This window comes from Actimicrobium sp. CCC2.4, from assembly GCF_034347385.1.
Classification (GTDB): domain Bacteria; phylum Pseudomonadota; class Gammaproteobacteria; order Burkholderiales; family Burkholderiaceae_D; genus Actimicrobium.
In genome coordinates, this window is sequence record NZ_CP133777.1 from 3,232,452 (window position 1) to 3,249,048 (window position 16,597).

Sequence of the window (16,597 nt, forward strand, 5' to 3'; positions counted from 1 at the left end):
GTGAATATTCAGGGGCGTAAAAGAGGTGTGCGCTACGGCGGAATAAAATGGGCTAAACCGCCGGAGTATAGCCTACAAGGAGGCCAGGGCAAACCGGAAAAACGCCGGCGGTAAAGATTTTCCCGCCGGGCCGGTCATGATGACCGGACAATCCCTACCGTATCAGCCCAGCAGTGCAGCAATACCTGCCTTGGCAACTTGCGCATCTTCCGACGACTTGACGCCGGAGACACCCACTGCACCGAGGCACTGGCCGTCGATCATAATCGGGACGCCGCCTTCGAGCATGCCTTCAAGCTTCGGTGCGGTGATGAACGACATGCGGCCATTGTTGATCATGTCTTCGTAGATCTTCGACTCACGACGACCGAGTGCGGCAGTGCGCGCCTTGGCAGGAGCGATGTCAGCCGAAATCGGCGCGGTGCCATCAAGACGCTGGAACGACAGCAAGTGACCGCCGTCATCGACGATCGCAATGGCCACAGCCCAGTTATTGGCGAGCGCTTCAGCTTCAGCAGCCGCAGCAATTTTTTTAACATCAACGAGGGACAATATTTGCTTGGATTGCATCACAACTCCGGAAGGAAAAAAAGAATCCCGATTGTACGATAGGCAGCTCGAGCGAATCAGATCGAAGCCGAATAACTTTTGACAGGTTTTGATGATTCGGTTACCTTGGACCTTCGCAAAAAAACCGCCTCCTATTTTGACGATAAGCCGCCCTCCCCGCCGAGTCTTCCGCCATATTGTCGCCAGTATTGTGCTGGTCGCCACGTGCGCCACGTCCGCGACCGGCTTCGCCGCCGACATTTCCGAACCGCCAAAAAATATCGCACTGGCCCGACTGCAAACCCTGAGCAACCGAGCTTCGGAGCTGGCGCTCAGTGCGCTCGGCCTGATCGGTATCCGGTACCGGATGGGTGGAAACACCGCAGAGAGCGGACTCGATTGCAGCGGCTTGGTACGCCTGGTATTTCAGGAAGCATGGGGCGAGACCCTGCCACGCACGTCCGAAGAAATCAGCCGGGTTGGCGAGAAAGTCGATAGCCATGACATGCAACCCGGCGACCTCGTGTTCTACAACACGCTGCGTCGCGGCTTCTCGCATGTCGGCATCTACCTCGGCGATAACAAGTTTATTCACTCGCCATCTTCGGGCGGGCAGGTCCGTGTCGAGAGCATGGATCTTGGTTACTGGAAAAGCCGCTTCAATGGCGCACGTCGCATCAGCGACCCCGAACATCCTTAAATCATCGCCACAATCATGATCAAGCCGCCCCGGTATCCGGGCGGCTTTTTTATTGCTCGCGCCTGGCCCGCAGCTTATCGCGCAGCTCCGGCAGCATCAAAGTCATCGCTTGCTCACCGGCCAGAATGGCCAGATTGCGCCCTGCAAAATCATTGCCTTTCATGGTGCCGAGTTTGGGGGCAATGACCAGATCGGCATCCTTGAGCTCAACCCGGTTGATGCTCTGCCCCATGATCGCAAACGTCTGCAGCACCACATCGACCGAACTCAGCGCAGCCTGCACATCCGGCTGGGTAGAAATATTGACCGCGATGACAAAGTCAGCCCCCATGTCGCGCGCGAAGCGCACCGGCACCGGCGACACCAGACCACCGTCGACATACGAGTGATCACCGATGCGTACCGGCTGGAACACGCCCGGCACGGCGGACGAAGCACGCACCGCCAGTCCGGCATTGCCTCTGCGGAACAGGATAGGTAAACCGCTATTGAGGTCGGCCGCGACCGCACCGAACGGCAGCTTGAATTTTTCGATCGGCAGGTTCCCGACCGACTTGTTGACATAGTTCTGCAGCGCCTCGCCCTTGAAGACGCCACTGGCCTTGGCAAAAAGCGGCACGCTCCAGTCGGAGATGGCGGCTTCGTCCATATCAAGCGCCATTTTTTGCAGTGCATACCCATTATTGCCGGCTGCGTAGAGCGCACCGACCAGGCTGCCGGCACTGGTGCCGACGACGATATCGGGAAAAATGCCTTGCGCTTCCAGCACCTTGATGACGCCGATATGCGCGAAGCCACGTGCCGCGCCACCGCCAAGCGCCAGCCCGATGCGCAGCGGACGCGGCGGTTTCGGCTGGGCCACCGGCGGTACGGGAGCCGAAGACATAAACGGAACGGACATGCATCCACCGAGTAGAAGGGTGGCAAGCAGGGCAAGGCGGATCGACGGAACACAAGACATGAAATGGGCGGAGGCGATGGATGGGCAGGCGCGGATCATACTGCGAAAGCAGTCCGCTTATTTCGGTGCGCAAACAATGTCACAATCTGCCTCCTCTTCATCCACCCGGAACTCCGACCATGGCACGCCTTCCCTACGCAGACCCGACCCATCCTGATCACGCAGTCCAAGCCGCACAAATTGCTGCCGAGCGCGGCGGCAAGGTCATCAACTTGTACAAGATGCTGCTGCAAAGCCCGCCGGTGGCCGACGGCTGGCGCCAGTTGCTGACTGCGATCCGCCATCAATGCCTGTTGTCGGCGCGCTATCGTGAACTGGCCATCATGCGCATCGCGGTACTCAATGAAGCCGATTACGAATTCGCCCAGCACCTGCCGTTTGCCTTGCAAGAGGGCTACACCGAAGCCCAGCTTGCCGCACTGAAAACCGCCGGCTACCGTGATCACTTCACTGGACTGGACTTGCAAGTGATCGATTACACCGATGCGATGACGACATCGATCCGCGTGCCGCAAGCGGTCTTCGATGCCGTCAAGGCCCACTTCAGCGATCGTGAAATGGTCGAACTGACGGCGACAATTGGCGCGTACAACATGGTGTCGCGCTTCCTGGAAGCGCTGCAACTCGACCACGACCAGGACGCTGCTACAACCACACCGCCGTCGCCGGGAACTTGACCTTGAACAGACTGCCCTGCCCCGGCGCTGATTCGATGGCCAGCACGGCGGCATGGCGCAGCAGCACATGCTTGACAATCGCCAGGCCCAATCCTGTGCCCTTGGTCTCGCGCGAGCGGCTCTTGTCGACCCGATAGAAGCGCTCGGTCAGGCGCGAAATATGTTCCGGCTGAATACCGATACCGCTGTCCTGCACGGCAAATACCGGACCTGCGATGCCGACACGCCAGCCGATGGCAATGGTGCCGCCGGCAGGCGTGTAGCGCACCGCATTCGACGCCAGGTTGCTGAAGGCACTACGCAATTCATCGGTACTGCCACGGATGTCCGGCCCGTCAATGTCGAGCGTAATCACATGCTTGCCTGCCGATAGTGCTTCGACTTCCTGGCGAATCTGTTCCAGCAAAGTAGGGATGTTGACGCGCTCGGGTCGCATCGGAAAATCGATCGATTCGAGTCGGGTCAGCGTCAGCATGTCCTCGACCAGATTTTGCATGCGCTGACCCTGTTCGGTCATCAGCGTCAGATGCGAACTACGGGTACGGGCATCGAGGTTGGGCTGCATCAGCGCGATTTCAAGAAAGCCGTTGATCACCGTCAGCGGCGTGCGCAGCTCATGCGAGGCATTGGCAATGAAATCGCGCCGCATCATTTCGATCCGCTCCGATTCGGTGGCATCGTGCGTCACCAGAATCTGGCGGCGGTTCTCGAACGGGATGATCTGCATGATCAGCTTGCGGTCCTTCAGCGCCAGCGTCAGCGGCTGCTCGTAGCGACCGAGGATGATGTAATCCATGAAGTCCGGATTGCGGATCAGGTTGGTCACGCGCATGCCCTTGTCGCGCTCGTTCTGCAAGCCGAGGTGGCGTTCGGCAGCCGGATTGCACCATTCGAGGAACAGCACGTCGTCCATGATCACGACGCCATCCGGCAGCAGCGTCATGGCCTGCCGGAACCGCGCCAGCCACTCGGTCAGTTCGACCTGGTGCTTTTCATCGCTGCGCCGCAGCCGGTACAAGCGCGAAAACACATCAGTCCACGCACCCCAGCCATCCGGCAGCTTGGCACTGTCGGGATGATCCAGCCAGGCATTGAGATGCTGCAGATAGCCGAGTTGGATGGTCAGGATCACGCACAAGGCGAAGATGCTGGTGACCAGTCCGGCAATGGCACCGAAAAAATAACCCAGCACCGCAGACACCAGAAACACGCCGGCGATACGCAGCAATGCCGGCACCCAGAACAACAGCTGAGGATTCATGGGGGGCTTTATTTTTCGGAAAGCATGTAGCCTACACTTCGCACGGTCCGGATCAGATGCTCGGCTTCCTTGAGCGCCTTGCGCAGCCGAAGCACATGCACATCCACGGTACGTTCCTCGATGACAGCATGGTCACCCCAGACCTTGTCGAGCAACTGGGTGCGGCTAAAGACCCGGTCCGGATGCGCCAGAAAAAATTTCAGCAGCTTGAATTCGGCATGACCGATCTCGATTTTCTGGTCCGACAAACTCACGCTGCAGCTGATCGGATCGAGGGTTACCACCCCTGCCCGCATCATGCTTTGCGCATGCTCGGGACTCTTGCGCCGCAATAGCGCCTTGATCCGTGCAGTCAGTTCGCGCGGTGAAAACGGCTTGGTCACGTAATCGTCGGCCCCGTTGTCGAGGCCGGCGATCTTGTCTTCTTCCATGGTCTTGGCCGTCAGCATGATCACCGGGATAGCTTGCAATTGACGGTCAGCGCGGATGCGCGACAACAGCCGCAATCCGCTCTGGTCCGGCAGCATCCAGTCGAGCAGGATCAGGTGCGGCGTGCGGCGCTGGATGAATTCCCAGGCCTCCGCTGTCGTGTTGACCGCCATCGTGTTCCAGCCGGCTTCGCGCAATGTGTAGCTGACCAGTTCGACGATGGAGGGTTCATCTTCGACGATCAGGATGGTGGTTTTATCGACAGCCATGGGGTTTGCTTAGTCGTCCAGTTTGACCGAAGCCACGTAATCCGTATGTCGGATGTCCTTGCCTTCGACAATGTAGATCACGTACTCGGCAATGTTCTTTGCATGGTCACCGATGCGTTCGATCGCCTTGGCTACCCACAATGTATCGAGTGCCGATGAGATCGTGCGCGGGTCTTCCATCATGAAGGTGATCAGGCTACGCATGATCGAACGGAATTCATGATCGATTACCGCATCCTGCGCGATCAGGCGCACGGCCTGCTTGGCATCAAGGCGGGCAAACGCGTCGAGGGCATCGTGCAGCATGTCGGCTGCGCTGGTGGCAATCACCCGCACGGTTTCGAAATGATTGATCGACATCGTGCCGCGCTCGTGCAAATTGGCCGCGGTACGCGCGATTTTGGTGGCTTCGTCGCCAATGCGTTCGAGGTCGGTAATGACCTTGACGGTGGCCATCACGGTACGCAAGTCGTTAGCGGTGGGCTGACGACGCACGATCAGGTGGCTGCAGGTTTCGTCGAGCTGGACTTCAAGCTTGTTGACGCTTTCATCGGACTTGATCACGGCAAAAGACAGTTCAATATTGCCAGTGCGGAAAGACACCATCGCATCGCGCAACTGGCTTTCCACCAGTCCGCCCATCAGCAGCACTTTCGAACGAATCGATTCGAGATCGAGATCGTATTGTTTGGACGAATGTTCGCCGGTCATCGGTATTCTCCTGGTCTGTTTCGCTAGGTTGTTAGTAGAGGATCAGTGCAGTGCCAGCGCACTGCACACGCATCAGCCGAAACGGCCGGTGATGTAATCCTGGGTTTCTTTTTTGGCCGGATTCATGAAAATCTGGTCCGTCTCGCCATACTCGACCAACTCGCCCAGGTACATGTAGGCGGTGAAGTCCGAGCAGCGCGCGGCTTGCTGCATGTTGTGCGTGACAATGGTAATCGTGTAATCGAGTTTGAGTTCGCTGATCAGTTCTTCGATCTTTGCAGTCGAGATCGGGTCCAGCGCCGACGTCGGTTCATCGAGCAGCAATACGTCAGGCTTGACCGCAACGCCGCGCGCAATGCACAGGCGCTGCTGCTGTCCGCCGGACAGGCTCAGGCCGCTCTTGTTGAGTTTATCTTTGACTTCGGTCCACAGCGCCGCTTTGTTCAACGCCCATTCAACCCGCTCATCCATCTCGCCCTTCGGCAGGTTTTCATAGAGACGCACACCGAAAGCGATGTTGTCGTAGATCGACATCGGGAACGGTGTCGGCTTCTGGAACACCATGCCGACCTTGGCACGCAAGGCATTGACGTCCTGGTCCGTGTCAAGGATGTTTTTGCCGCGATAAATGATCTGGCCTTCGGCACGCTGGCCGGGATACAGGTCGTACATCCGGTTGAGCGTGCGCAGCAGCGTCGATTTGCCGCAGCCGGACGGGCCGATAAAAGCCGTGACTTTTTTCTCGTGGATATTGAGGTTGATGTTTTTCAGGCCCTGAAAAGTGCCATAAAAAAAGTTCAGGTCGGAGATCGCGATGATCGGCTTCTTTTCCGCAGCGTTGATAGTGGTCATGGAAGTCAGCTCTTGATTTTTTGATTGAAGATAGTGCGCGACAGGATGTTCAGGCCAAGCACGGTGAAGGTCACCAGCAATGCCCCGCCCCATGCCAGCGAGCGCCAATTGTCATACGGGCTCATCGCAAACTGATAAATCACCACCGGCAAATTGGCCATCGGTGCATTCATGTTCGCGCTGAAAAACTGATTGTTGAGCGCGGTGAACAGCAACGGCGCGGTTTCGCCGGAGATGCGCGCCAGTGCCAGCAAGGCACCCGTCATCACGCCGGCTCTGACCGCACGCAGACGCACAAACGTGGCGACTTTCCAGCGCGGCGCGCCGAGCGCGAAGGCAGCTTCGAGCAGACTGCTCGGCACCAGCTTGAGCATGTTGTCGGTGGTCCGCACGACCACCGGTATCGCAATCAGCGAGATGGCGAATGTCCCTGCCCAACCGGAGAAATGGCGCACGTTGGCGACGTAGATTGCGTAAATGAACAGGCCGATCACGATCGATGGTGCCGACAGCATGATGTCGGTAACGAAGCGCGTGACCTGCGCAAACCAGCTGCGATCCCCGTATTCCGACAGATAGATACCGGCCAGTATGCCAATTGGCGTGCTGATCAGCGTGGCAATACCCACCATCATCAGGCTGCCGACAATCGGATTCATCAAGCCGCCACCTTCGCTGCCTGGTGCCGGCGTGGTCTGCGTAAACATCGACAAGCTCAGGGCACCGAAACCCTTGATGATCAGCGTGAACAGAATCCACATCAGGAAAAACAGACCCACCGCCATGGCCAGGAAAGACAGCGTGATGCCGATACGGTGCACCCACAGGCGCTTGCGGTAAATCGGGTTCATTGGGCTATTCATTATTTGACACCTTCCTTGCGTTCCATACTGGCCAGCATGATCTTGGCTGCACCGAGCACGAAGAACGTGATCGCAAACAGGATCAGGCCGAGCGCGTACAGCGACGACACATGCAGCGTCGATTCGGCTTCGGCGAATTCGTTGGCCAGTGTCGAGGCGATACTATTGCCTGCAGCGAACAAGGACCACGACAACTTGTGTGCATTGCCGATCACGAACGTGACCGCCATGGTTTCGCCGAGGGCGCGTCCCAGGCCCAGCATCACGCCGCCGACCACACCGGCTTTGGTGTACGGCAGCACCACCTTGCGGACGACTTCCCACTTGGTGCAACCGAGGGCATACGCCGATTCCTTCAGCACTTCCGGCACGACTTCAAACACATCGCGCATCACCGAAGCGATGAACGGAATGATCATCACCGCCAGAATAAGACCGGCGGTAAGGATACCGATACCCATTTGCGGGCCCTGGAACAACTCACCGATCACCGGCACGTTGCCAAGCGTGGCGGCGAGTGCCGGTTGCACGTAGTCAGCAAACAGCGGGGCAAAAATGAACAGGCCCCACATGCCATAAATGATGCTGGGTACACCGGCCAGCAGTTCGACTGCAGAACCGAGCGGACCGCGCAACCACGCCGGGCAGATTTCAGTGAGGAACAGCGCTATCCCGAAACTGATCGGAAAAGCGATCAGCAGTGCAATGAACGACGTCGACAGCGTGCCGACGATGGCAATCAGTGCGCCATATTTGTCATTGACCGGATCCCACTCGACAGTGGTGATAAAGCCGAGACCAAACTCGTGAAACGCCGGCCAGGCACCAATGGCCAGCGACGCGATGATACCGACCAGCACCAGCAGAACGCTGAATGCAAAGCCGAAGGTAATTTTGTGAAACAAGAAGTCTTGCAGACGTTGCATGCGCATCGTCGACGCCATTTTTTTGGCATCCAGCGCTGCTTGTGCGCTGTCCTGATCCGCCTCGGAAACCGGCAAGGACAGGGAGGGAGTGTGTACGCTCATAGGTGCAGTAGTGAATGTGCACTGCTCCCGGGAGGCAATATGCCAGCCGGGAGCAGCGCTTGTTACGCCAAAGTCAGTTGGCGGTTACCAGATTGCCTTGCCTGCGGTGTCTTTCAATTGCACTTTCCACGCATCTTCAACCAGCTTTACAACCGATGCAGGCATCGCGACGTAGTCCAGTTCAGCAGCCATTTCGCCACCGTTTTTGTAGGCCCAGTCAAAGAATTTGAGGACTTCGGCACCCTTGGCGGCGTCAGCCTGAGCCTTGTGCATCAGGATGAATGATGCACCCGTGATTGGCCAGCTGGCTTTGCCGGCCTGGTTGGTCAGCACCACGCCAAAGCCTGGTGTCTTGGCCCACTCGGCACCGGCTGCGGCGGCCTTGAAGTTGTCATCATCCGGCTGGACGAACTGGCCATCCTTGTTCTTGAGCTGGGTATGAGACATCTTGTTTTTCTTGGCATACGCGTACTCGACATAACCGATCGAGTTCTTGATGCGCTGGACGTTGGCAGCAACGCCTTCGTTACCTTTGCCGCCCACACCGACCGGCCACTTGACCGCGGTACCGGCACCGACGGTGGTCTTCCAGTCAGCATTGACTTTGGACAGGAAATCGGTGAACAGGAACGAGGTGCCCGAACCATCAGCACGATGCACGACGGTGATCTCGGCATCAGGCAACTTCACACCCGGGTTCAGTGCGACGATTTCAGCTGCGTTCCACTTGGTGATCTTACCGAGGTAAATGCCGGCGACGACATCACCGGTCATTTTCATTTGACCAGGAGTGACGCCTTCGAGGTTGACGATAGGAACCACGCCGCCCATGATTGCCGGGAACTGGACCAGTCCGGCTGCCTCGAGCTCGGCCGCATCAAGCGGCATGTCCGATGCACCGAAGTCGACGGTCTTGGCCTTGATCTGCTTGATACCACCGCCGGAACCGATGGACTGATAGTTCAATCCATTGCCTGTCGTCTTTTTGTAAGACTCGGCCCATTTCGAATAGATCGGATATGGAAACGTTGCACCGGCACCAGTCATATCGACGGCCACGGCGCTCGACATGGCCATCGCCGAACCAGCGGCAAGTAACAGCGATTTAATGATTTTATTCAATTGCATGGATCACTCCTTGGATTGGCATTGGTTGACCAGCCGAACTGTAACTACCAAATATGACAGGTTTATGACGGCACCAAAAATCATGTCATAAGAAAATTGACAGGCCATGGGCGTGTCATTAACTTGTCATGTAGCACCCCTATACTCGCGACCACTAGAAAAGCCTACCGACAAGTAACCATGACCACGCTACCCAAGCCAGAAAACAAGACGAGCACTCCGAAGTCCGCAGCCGTCGTCCCGCCGGTCGTCGTGACCGGTCCGCTCCTGCTGAACCGCGAATTATCCCAGCTGGCTTTTAACCGTCGCGTCCTGGCCCAGGCCGAAGACAAGAGCGTGCCGCTACTCGAACGGCTGCGCTATCTGTGCATCGCCAGCAGCAACCTCGATGAGTTTTTTGAAGTGCGCATTGCCAGCCTGCTGGCCAAGAGCCGGCTCGATGGCGATATCAAGGAGCCCGCCGCGCTAAGCGCCGCGCTGGCACTGACCAGCACCGAATGCCACGCCATCGTCGAGCGCCAGTACCACGTCCTCAATAACCAAGTCCTGCCTGAGCTGTCAGCGCAGGGCATCCATTTGCTGCGCGATCAGGACCGCAACGAAGCACAGCGAGCGTGGGTCAAGGCGTATTTCGACCGTGAAGTGCGGCCGCTGCTAACCCCGATCGGACTCGATCCGGCCCATCCGTTTCCGCAAGTCGTCAACAAGAGCCTCAATTTCATTGTCGAGCTATCCGGCAAGGATGCGTTTGGCCGCGGCACCGCGATCGCGATCCTGCGGGCGCCGCGCGTACTGCCGCGCGTGATCCGCCTGCCCGATGAATTGTCGACCAACGGCGGCGTGTCATTTTGCCTGCTGTCATCGGTGATCCATGCACACATCACCGACCTGTTCACCGGCCGTCAGGTGATCGCGTACTCACAGTTTCGCGTGACGCGCGACAGCGATCTGTGGGTCGATGAAGACGAAGTCAAGAACCTGCGCCAGGCCTTGCAGGGCGAATTGCAGGTGCGCCAGTTCGGTGTTGCGGTGCGGCTGGAAGTGGCGAAGAACTGTCCGGATCATCTGGCACAGCTACTACTTGACCAGTTCATGATTTCGCGCAACCGGCTGTATGCGGTCGAAGGCCCGGTCAACATGGTGCGCCTGTCGGAACTGATCAACCTGGTCGAGCGGCCCGAACTGCGCTTCCCGTCGTTCACGCCGCAATACCCGCCGCACCTGGTCAATGGCGACATCTTCGCGATCCTGAAAAAACAGGACGTGCTGCTGCATCATCCGTTCCAGTCATTCCAGCCGGTCGTCGACTTTGTTCGCAGCGCCGCGCTCGATCCGAACGTGCTGGCGATCAAGCAGACCATTTACCGGACCGGCATGAATTCCGACCTGATGGAGTCGCTGATCCTGGCAGCCCTGCGCGGCAAGGAAGTCACCGTCATTGTCGAACTGATGGCGCGCTTCGACGAAGAAGCCAATATCAACTGGGCCGACAAGCTCGAGCGCGCCGGCGCGCAAGTGGTGTATGGCATTGTCGGGCTGAAGACCCACGCCAAGCTGGCGCTGGTGCTGCGCCGTGAAGAAGGCCAGCTGCGCTATTACGCCCACCTTGGCACCGGCAACTACCATCCGACCACGACCAAGATCTATACCGATTTCGGCCTGCTGACGGCCAACACGGCGCTGGCCACCGAGGTCAATGAAATCTTCATCCACCTGACCAGCCTGACCAAACCGAAAAAACTGACGCACCTGTGGCTCGCACCGTTCGCCTTGCAAAAAGAATTCATCCGCGCGATCCGCAATGAAGCCGCGATCGCCCGCGCCGGCCGGCCCGGTCGCATCATCGCCAAGATGAATGCCCTGCTCGATGAATCCGTCATCAAGGCCCTGTATGCCGCCTCGGCCGATGGCGTGAAAATCGACCTGCTGATACGCGGAGCCTGTGCGCTGCGTCCCGGTGTCGCGGGCCTGTCCGAGAATATCCGGGTGCGCTCCATCATCGGTCGCTTCCTGGAGCACAGCCGGATCTATTATTTCCGCAACGATCTGGCCCACGACGTGTTCCTGTCGAGTGCCGACTGGATGAACCGCAACCTGTTCCGGCGCATCGAAGTAGCCTTCCCCATCCTCGACCGCGCCATGAAAAAGCGCGTCATCGCCGAAGGTCTCAATCCCTACCTGAAGGACAACACGCATAGCTGGGAACTCGATGGCGATGGCGTCTATCACAAGCGCAAGCAACGCGCGAAGCAGGCCAGGTTCGGGGCGCAGGCTTACCTGATGAATCTGGTCGCCAAACCGGAAAGCGAGTAAGCACGATGGACCTGATCCTGTGGCGCCATGCAGAAGCCGAGATCGGCGAACCGGATGATGACCGCCGGCTGACCAGCAAGGGTCACAAGCAGGCGGCGAGGATGGCCGACTGGCTCGATCACGTCTTGCCCAGCGGCTGCAAGATACTCGTCAGCCCCTCAATGCGGACGCGTCAGACTGCGCAAGCACTGGATCGCAAATTCAAGATTCATCCGGGTCTGGCGCAGGACGCGACCACCGCCAGTTTGCTGGCAGCGGCGAACTGGCCCGATAGCCGCGAACCCGTGGTGCTGGTCGGGCATCAGCCGGCGCTCGGGCAACTGGCGGCGCTGCTGGTATCCGGGACTGAACAGGACTGGACTATTCGCAAAGGCAATGTCTGGTGGATCGCTCAGCGGGAACGCGACGACATCACTACGCCTTTTTTGCGGGCGGTGATGACGCCGGATTTGCTGGTTAAATAATTGGTGCTTGAAGCGAGCATTCAGCGAAGCAAGTGCACTAGTAAACCGTTCGTCCTTAGCCTGTCGAAGGAAGCTTGTCGTAGGAACGCAAAACCTCGCGACTCCCGTTCGGCCTGAGCCTGTCGAAGGCGCGCTTGACGGTGCGCCTTCGACAAGCTTGCTTCGATAGGTTTCCTTCGACAGGCTTCCTTCGACAGGCTCAGGACGAACGGTTTTTAGTTTGTGGTGCGCCTTTGTCGAGGTCAGACCAAACAGCTGTTAATGTGGCGCGCCCTAGACAAACTCAGGCCAAACAGTTTTTTCAGTCAACAGTGTGGCCAAGGCCATTTGCACCCACCCTCCCCCATCACCGCGTACCAAAAATCCGGTCACCAGCATCGCCCAGCCCAGGCAAGATATACGCATGCTCATCAAGCCGGTCATCAAGCGAAGCGACATACAATTTCACATCCGGATGCGCCGCCTGAAACACCGCCACACCCTCGGGCGCAGCCACCAGCGCCAGAAAAATAATCTGCGCATCCGACACCCCGCGCCGCTTCAGCACATCCACGGCATGCACCGCCGAATTCCCGGTCGCCACCATCGGATCACACAGGATGAAAGTACGCTCGGCCAGATCCGGCAGGCGCACCAGATACTCGACGGGCAGGTGCGTTGCAGGGTCACGATAGACGCCGATATGCCCGACCCGCGCCGATGGAATCAGATCAAGCAAGCCATCGCTCATGCCGATGCCGGCGCGCAGTACCGGCACCACCGCCAGCTTGCGCCCGGCGATCACCGGCGCATCCATCGTCTGCATCGGCGTCTCGATGGTGCGCGTGGTCAGCGGCAGGTCGCGGGTGATTTCATAGCCCATCAGCAGCGTGATTTCGCGCAGCAGTTCGCGGAAGGTGCGGGTCGAGGTGTCCTTTTCGCGCATGTGGCTCAGCTTGTGCTGGATCAGCGGATGGGTCAGTACGAACAGGTTCGGAAAACGCGGGTCCTGGATATGCATGGTCATGCTCCGTTCAACGTACAGGTGTCATGGTGACGACAGGCGGGCTCATGCGCATCAGCACGAAATACACCACCGCAGAAATTCCCAGGCCGACAAACCAGGCATAGGTGTAGAGCGTCTCGAAGAGCGGTGCGATACCGGTAATGAAACCGGCAGCGCCCAGAAATCCCGGCAAATTCGGCAGCACGCCGACCACCAACGCGACCACTGCGCGCCAGTTCCAGCCACTCCGGTAGCTGTAGATACCCTTGGCATCGAACAGCGCATCATGGTCCAGTTCGGTCTTGCGGATCACGAAATAATCGACCAGCATGATGCCGGCCACCGGCCCCAGCAGCGCGCCATAGCCGATCAGCCAGGTGAAAATATAGCCCTTGGTGGTCTCGAGTATCTTCCACGGGAACATCGCCAGTCCGATCGCCGCCGTGATGTAGCCGCCCATCTTGAACGAGATCTTGCTCGGTGCCAGATTGGAAAAGTCATACGCCGGCGACACCACGTTGGCCGCCAGGTTGGTCGTGATGGTCGCAATGATCAGCGCGATCAGCGCCAGCACAACCGAGATGCCGCCCATCTTGCCGGTCAGGACTACCGGGTCCCAGATCGCCTCGCCATAAATCACCACGGTGGCCGATGTCACCAGCACCGCCACCAGCGCCAGCAAACCCATCGGGACCGGCAGGCCGATCGCCTGCCCGAGCGCCTGATCGCGCTGGCTGCGCGCGAAGCGCGTGAAGTCCGGAATGTTCAGCGCCAGCGTGGCCCAGTAGCCGACCATCGCCGTCAGCGACGGCCAGAACACCAGCCAGAACTGGCCGGCGCGCTTGCCGCCGTCGGCAAACTGCGACGGCGCCGACAGCATCGGCCCGAAACCGCCGGCCTTGGCATAAGCCCACCAGACCAGCGCAATACCGGACAGTAGCAGCAAGGGCGCGGCGGCGGTTTCCATCCAGCGGATCGAGTCGGTGCCCTTGGTAATGAAGTAGATATGCAGCGCCCAGAACAGCAGAAAGCAAAACAGCTGGCCGCCGCTAATGCCCAGCAGTGGCAGCGCACTGCCCTGCAAGGCATTGCCGGTGATGACATTGAGGATCGTATAAATCGCCTGCCCGCCCAGCCAGGTCTGGATCCCGAACCAGCCGCAGGCGACGATGGCCCGCAATATTGCCGGCAACTGCGCGCCGCGCACGCCGAACGCCGAGCGCGCCAGCACCGGATACGGAATCCCGTGCTTGGCACCGGCATGACCGACCAGCACCATCGGCACCAGCACGATCAGGTTACCCAGGAATACCGTCAGCACCGCCTGCCACCAGTTCATGCCCTCGCTCATCAGACCGGAAGCCAGCATGTAGGCCGGCACGGAGACCGCCATCGAGACCCACAGTGCGGCGTAATGGGTGGCCGTCCAGGTCCGCTGTGCGGTCGTGGTCGGTTCGAGATCGGCGTTCCAGAGGGGATTGGAGGTGTTGCGGTTAGACATGGAGGTAGCCGGTGAAGAGGACGGCGCTCATGGTAAGTGATAGACGCGCTTCCGTGCGGCCGGATTGCAACCCGATTACAGTCCGATCACAGCCCGATCACAGCATCAGCGCCACCGAATGCAAAATCAGCCCGACCAGCCCGCCGACCACCGTGCCATTGATGCGGATGAATTGCAGGTCCCGGCCGACGTATTGCTCGAACTTGCGCGAGACGGTCTCGCCATCCCATTGCCGGATCACGCGCTCGACCAGGCTGGCAATCGCGCCGCGGCGCTTGACCAGTGCATCGGTCGCGAACGTACGCAGCCAGCCGTTGAGCTTGTCGCGCACCGCCTGGTCGGCCACCAGCGCCGTGCTGACTGACTGCAGCGCTTGCGCCAGCCCGGCCGTAATCCGCGAATCCGATGCAGCGACGTCATCCAGCAAACGCTGCCGCAAGTCCTGCCAGACCTGATCGACATAGTCGCGAAACACCGGATGCTGCAAGCCGCTGCGCACCAGCGCCGCAATCCGCAGCTCGTACTCACCGGAGCTGCGCAGCTGCGCGACCAGGTCTTCGACCGATTCCTGGAAGCGCGCGCGCCACTGGCTGTCGGGCTGCTTCATTTCTTCGAGCACCTGTTGCAAGCCGTCGAGCAAGCGCTCGAAAAACTTGTCGTCGAAGGTGCGCGGCATCCAGCGCGGGCTGTTGTCGTGAATTTTCTGACGGATGAAATCCTGGTTCTTTTCGAGCGCGCCCGCCACCATCACCAGCAGGTGATCGAACAATTCCTGATGCCGCCGGTCCGCCACCAGTATCGTCAGCATGTCGGCCAGCAAGGGCGCAAAGCGGACGTGCTCGACCATGCGGTCAATCCGGCCATGCAGGAAGCGGCGGATATCGTCATCCTCGACCAGTCGCAACACAGTCGGCAAACCACCCGCCAATTGCCGCGCCACGACCTCGCTATTGGCCGGCACCGCCAGCCAGCGAGACGCGGCTCCGGCAAAATCGATACGGCCGAACTCCGCGCTGATGACCGCCTGCGTCATGAAATTGTTTTCAAGGAAAGCCGCAATGCTGGCCCCGATCCGGTCCTTGTTCTTCTGGATGATCGCGGTGTGCGGGATCGGCAAACCGAGCGGATGGCGGAACAGTGCCGACACCGCAAACCAGTCGGCCAGCGCGCCCACCAATGCTGCTTCGGCAAAAGCCCGCACAAAACCCAGCACCGGATGCAGTGCCTCGAACTTGCGCGCCAGCACGAACACCACCGCCATTAGCAGCAGCAAGCCGGTGGCGATACGACGGATTTTGTTGAGGGGGGCGAGTGGATCGGTTTCTGGCATGGATGGGGAACCTTGATGACGGGATAGCGGCTGACAACGCGCGCAAACCAACACGATACAACGACTGCGCCTGCATGGAACTACGTTGACGGATTCGCTACTCATCCTCCATTCGAGCTTCAGGTGGCGCAGGACTGCGTTTCTTGAAGTTTATTTCAAAACAAATTTGCAGGAGTTGACTATGCCGTTTTCTAATTTTAAAAATCCATTTCCGCCTTCTCTTTTTGATCGCTTCAAGAAGTTCACTCCTGACCTTTTAACGACACCGCTGATTGACAAGAACAGCACGGACGCCCAAAAAAAGAATTACGAAGAAAATATCAAGAACCAAAAATCATCGAGAAGTGTAGCAATAAAATATTATAAAAGTAAGAAACAGGAACTGGCAGATCACAAGAAAGCAGAATATAGAAAAAACAAGCTGACACCAGCAGCTGAAAAAAACATTTTGTACGCCATGGTTGGGGTATCGCCAACATTCGTACTTATAACCTGATTCAAAAGTCGGAAATTACCGGAAAATGGAAATTTTTTTATTTTAATTACCGCACAATCAATCAAAAAATTGGGGCAGCT

Annotated in this window: 17 protein-coding genes; 5 read left to right on the forward strand and 12 right to left on the reverse strand. The window is 58.5% G+C overall.

Translation table 11 applies throughout. From position 1 onward, the window contains the following. Window positions 1-162: 162 nt before the first annotated feature. The gene (locus tag RHM62_RS14855; RefSeq protein WP_322122847.1) at window positions 163-570 is read right to left on the reverse strand and encodes a heme-binding protein; all 408 of its coding nucleotides are present in this window, start codon (window positions 568-570) and stop codon (window positions 163-165) included. Window positions 571-706: 136 nt separating this feature from the next. Between RHM62_RS14855 and RHM62_RS14860 the strand changes: the two genes are divergently transcribed. Continuing rightward, window positions 707-1,249 carry a C40 family peptidase gene (locus RHM62_RS14860; RefSeq protein ID WP_416172266.1) on the forward strand — a complete coding sequence of 181 codons (543 nt, stop codon included), beginning with the start codon at window positions 707-709 and terminating at the stop codon, window positions 1,247-1,249. Window positions 1,250-1,298: 49 nt separating this feature from the next. On the opposite strand, the gene RHM62_RS14865 is transcribed toward RHM62_RS14860, so the two are convergent. Beyond that, complete coding sequence (locus RHM62_RS14865) at window positions 1,299-2,150, reverse strand: patatin-like phospholipase family protein (protein WP_322122848.1); 852 nt, start codon at window positions 2,148-2,150, stop codon at window positions 1,299-1,301. A 179-nt stretch (window positions 2,151-2,329) separates the two neighbouring features. Between RHM62_RS14865 and RHM62_RS14870 the strand changes: the two genes are divergently transcribed. After that, window positions 2,330-2,887, forward strand: a complete 558-nt coding sequence (locus RHM62_RS14870) for a carboxymuconolactone decarboxylase family protein (RefSeq protein WP_322122849.1) — start codon at window positions 2,330-2,332, stop codon at window positions 2,885-2,887. Here the strand turns inward: RHM62_RS14870 and phoR are convergent. The 7 genes from phoR to pstS form a co-directional block, all read right to left on the reverse strand. Next, window positions 2,856-4,148 (reverse strand): phosphate regulon sensor histidine kinase PhoR, encoded by a 1,293-nt coding sequence (gene phoR, locus RHM62_RS14875; protein WP_322122850.1) that lies wholly within the window; start codon window positions 4,146-4,148, stop codon window positions 2,856-2,858. The two genes, RHM62_RS14870 and phoR, sit on opposite strands and share 32 nt — an antisense overlap. Window positions 4,149-4,156: 8 nt before the next feature. Beyond that, window positions 4,157-4,846, reverse strand: coding sequence for a response regulator (locus tag RHM62_RS14880; RefSeq protein ID WP_322122851.1), 690 nt, complete (start codon window positions 4,844-4,846; stop codon window positions 4,157-4,159). A gap of 9 nt (window positions 4,847-4,855) precedes the next feature. Continuing rightward, on the reverse strand, window positions 4,856-5,557 hold the full coding sequence (phoU, locus tag RHM62_RS14885) for a phosphate signaling complex protein PhoU (protein ID WP_322122852.1): 702 nt from the start codon (window positions 5,555-5,557) through the stop codon (window positions 4,856-4,858). Between the two features lie 72 nt (window positions 5,558-5,629). After that, on the reverse strand, window positions 5,630-6,409 hold the full coding sequence (gene pstB, locus RHM62_RS14890; protein ID WP_322122853.1) for a phosphate ABC transporter ATP-binding protein PstB: 780 nt from the start codon (window positions 6,407-6,409) through the stop codon (window positions 5,630-5,632). Window positions 6,410-6,414: 5 nt separating this feature from the next. Further along, window positions 6,415-7,272, reverse strand: a complete 858-nt coding sequence (pstA, locus tag RHM62_RS14895) for a phosphate ABC transporter permease PstA (protein WP_322122854.1) — start codon at window positions 7,270-7,272, stop codon at window positions 6,415-6,417. Further along, the gene (pstC, locus tag RHM62_RS14900; protein ID WP_416172332.1) at window positions 7,272-8,216 is read right to left on the reverse strand and encodes a phosphate ABC transporter permease subunit PstC; all 945 of its coding nucleotides are present in this window, start codon (window positions 8,214-8,216) and stop codon (window positions 7,272-7,274) included. The genes pstA and pstC overlap by 1 nt, the downstream gene beginning before the upstream one ends. Window positions 8,217-8,384: 168 nt before the next feature. After that, complete coding sequence (pstS, locus tag RHM62_RS14905) at window positions 8,385-9,428, reverse strand: phosphate ABC transporter substrate-binding protein PstS (RefSeq protein WP_322122856.1); 1,044 nt, start codon at window positions 9,426-9,428, stop codon at window positions 8,385-8,387. A gap of 180 nt (window positions 9,429-9,608) precedes the next feature. Here pstS and ppk1 point away from each other — a divergent pair, with 180 nt between their 5' ends. Next, on the forward strand, window positions 9,609-11,741 hold the full coding sequence (gene ppk1, locus RHM62_RS14910; protein WP_322122857.1) for a polyphosphate kinase 1: 2,133 nt from the start codon (window positions 9,609-9,611) through the stop codon (window positions 11,739-11,741). Window positions 11,742-11,746: 5 nt separating this feature from the next. After that, window positions 11,747-12,205, forward strand: a complete 459-nt coding sequence (locus RHM62_RS14915; RefSeq protein WP_322122858.1) for a SixA phosphatase family protein — start codon at window positions 11,747-11,749, stop codon at window positions 12,203-12,205. Window positions 12,206-12,551: 346 nt separating this feature from the next. On the opposite strand, the gene upp is transcribed toward RHM62_RS14915, so the two are convergent. From upp to RHM62_RS14930, 3 genes are all read right to left on the reverse strand, one after another. Next, window positions 12,552-13,205: a uracil phosphoribosyltransferase gene (gene upp / locus RHM62_RS14920; protein WP_322122859.1), complete on the reverse strand. Its 654-nt coding sequence runs from the start codon at window positions 13,203-13,205 to the stop codon at window positions 12,552-12,554. Window positions 13,206-13,218: 13 nt separating this feature from the next. Continuing rightward, complete coding sequence (locus RHM62_RS14925) at window positions 13,219-14,691, reverse strand: NCS1 family nucleobase:cation symporter-1 (protein WP_322122860.1); 1,473 nt, start codon at window positions 14,689-14,691, stop codon at window positions 13,219-13,221. A gap of 97 nt (window positions 14,692-14,788) precedes the next feature. Continuing rightward, entirely contained in the window at window positions 14,789-16,021 is a 1,233-nt protein-coding gene (locus tag RHM62_RS14930; protein WP_322122861.1) for a DUF445 domain-containing protein, read from the reverse strand. A 181-nt stretch (window positions 16,022-16,202) separates the two neighbouring features. Between RHM62_RS14930 and RHM62_RS14935 the strand changes: the two genes are divergently transcribed. After that, entirely contained in the window at window positions 16,203-16,517 is a 315-nt protein-coding gene (locus RHM62_RS14935) for a hypothetical protein (RefSeq protein WP_322122862.1), read from the forward strand. Window positions 16,518-16,597: the final 80 nt, after the last annotated feature.

What these genes read in the sequence shown, in the direction of transcription:
- RHM62_RS14855 (WP_322122847.1), bottom strand. Translation starts at nt 570, where the DNA reads ATGCAATCCAAGCAAATATTGTCCCTCGTTGATGTTAAAAAAATTGCT.
- RHM62_RS14865 (WP_322122848.1), bottom strand. Translation starts at nt 2,150, where the DNA reads ATGTCCGTTCCGTTTATGTCTTCGGCTCCCGTACCGCCGGTGGCCCAG.
- RHM62_RS14870 (WP_322122849.1), top strand. Translation starts at nt 2,330, where the DNA reads ATGGCACGCCTTCCCTACGCAGACCCGACCCATCCTGATCACGCAGTC.
- phoR (WP_322122850.1), bottom strand. Translation starts at nt 4,148, where the DNA reads ATGAATCCTCAGCTGTTGTTCTGGGTGCCGGCATTGCTGCGTATCGCC.
- RHM62_RS14880 (WP_322122851.1), bottom strand. Translation starts at nt 4,846, where the DNA reads ATGGCTGTCGATAAAACCACCATCCTGATCGTCGAAGATGAACCCTCC.
- phoU (WP_322122852.1), bottom strand. Translation starts at nt 5,557, where the DNA reads ATGACCGGCGAACATTCGTCCAAACAATACGATCTCGATCTCGAATCG.
- pstB (WP_322122853.1), bottom strand. Translation starts at nt 6,409, where the DNA reads ATGACCACTATCAACGCTGCGGAAAAGAAGCCGATCATCGCGATCTCC.
- pstA (WP_322122854.1), bottom strand. Translation starts at nt 7,272, where the DNA reads ATGAATAGCCCAATGAACCCGATTTACCGCAAGCGCCTGTGGGTGCAC.
- pstC (WP_416172332.1), bottom strand. Translation starts at nt 8,216, where the DNA reads ATGGCGTCGACGATGCGCATGCAACGTCTGCAAGACTTCTTGTTTCAC.
- pstS (WP_322122856.1), bottom strand. Translation starts at nt 9,428, where the DNA reads ATGCAATTGAATAAAATCATTAAATCGCTGTTACTTGCCGCTGGTTCG.
- ppk1 (WP_322122857.1), top strand. Translation starts at nt 9,609, where the DNA reads ATGACCACGCTACCCAAGCCAGAAAACAAGACGAGCACTCCGAAGTCC.
- RHM62_RS14915 (WP_322122858.1), top strand. Translation starts at nt 11,747, where the DNA reads ATGGACCTGATCCTGTGGCGCCATGCAGAAGCCGAGATCGGCGAACCG.
- upp (WP_322122859.1), bottom strand. Translation starts at nt 13,205, where the DNA reads ATGCATATCCAGGACCCGCGTTTTCCGAACCTGTTCGTACTGACCCAT.
- RHM62_RS14925 (WP_322122860.1), bottom strand. Translation starts at nt 14,691, where the DNA reads ATGTCTAACCGCAACACCTCCAATCCCCTCTGGAACGCCGATCTCGAA.
- RHM62_RS14930 (WP_322122861.1), bottom strand. Translation starts at nt 16,021, where the DNA reads ATGCCAGAAACCGATCCACTCGCCCCCCTCAACAAAATCCGTCGTATC.
- RHM62_RS14935 (WP_322122862.1), top strand. Translation starts at nt 16,203, where the DNA reads ATGCCGTTTTCTAATTTTAAAAATCCATTTCCGCCTTCTCTTTTTGAT.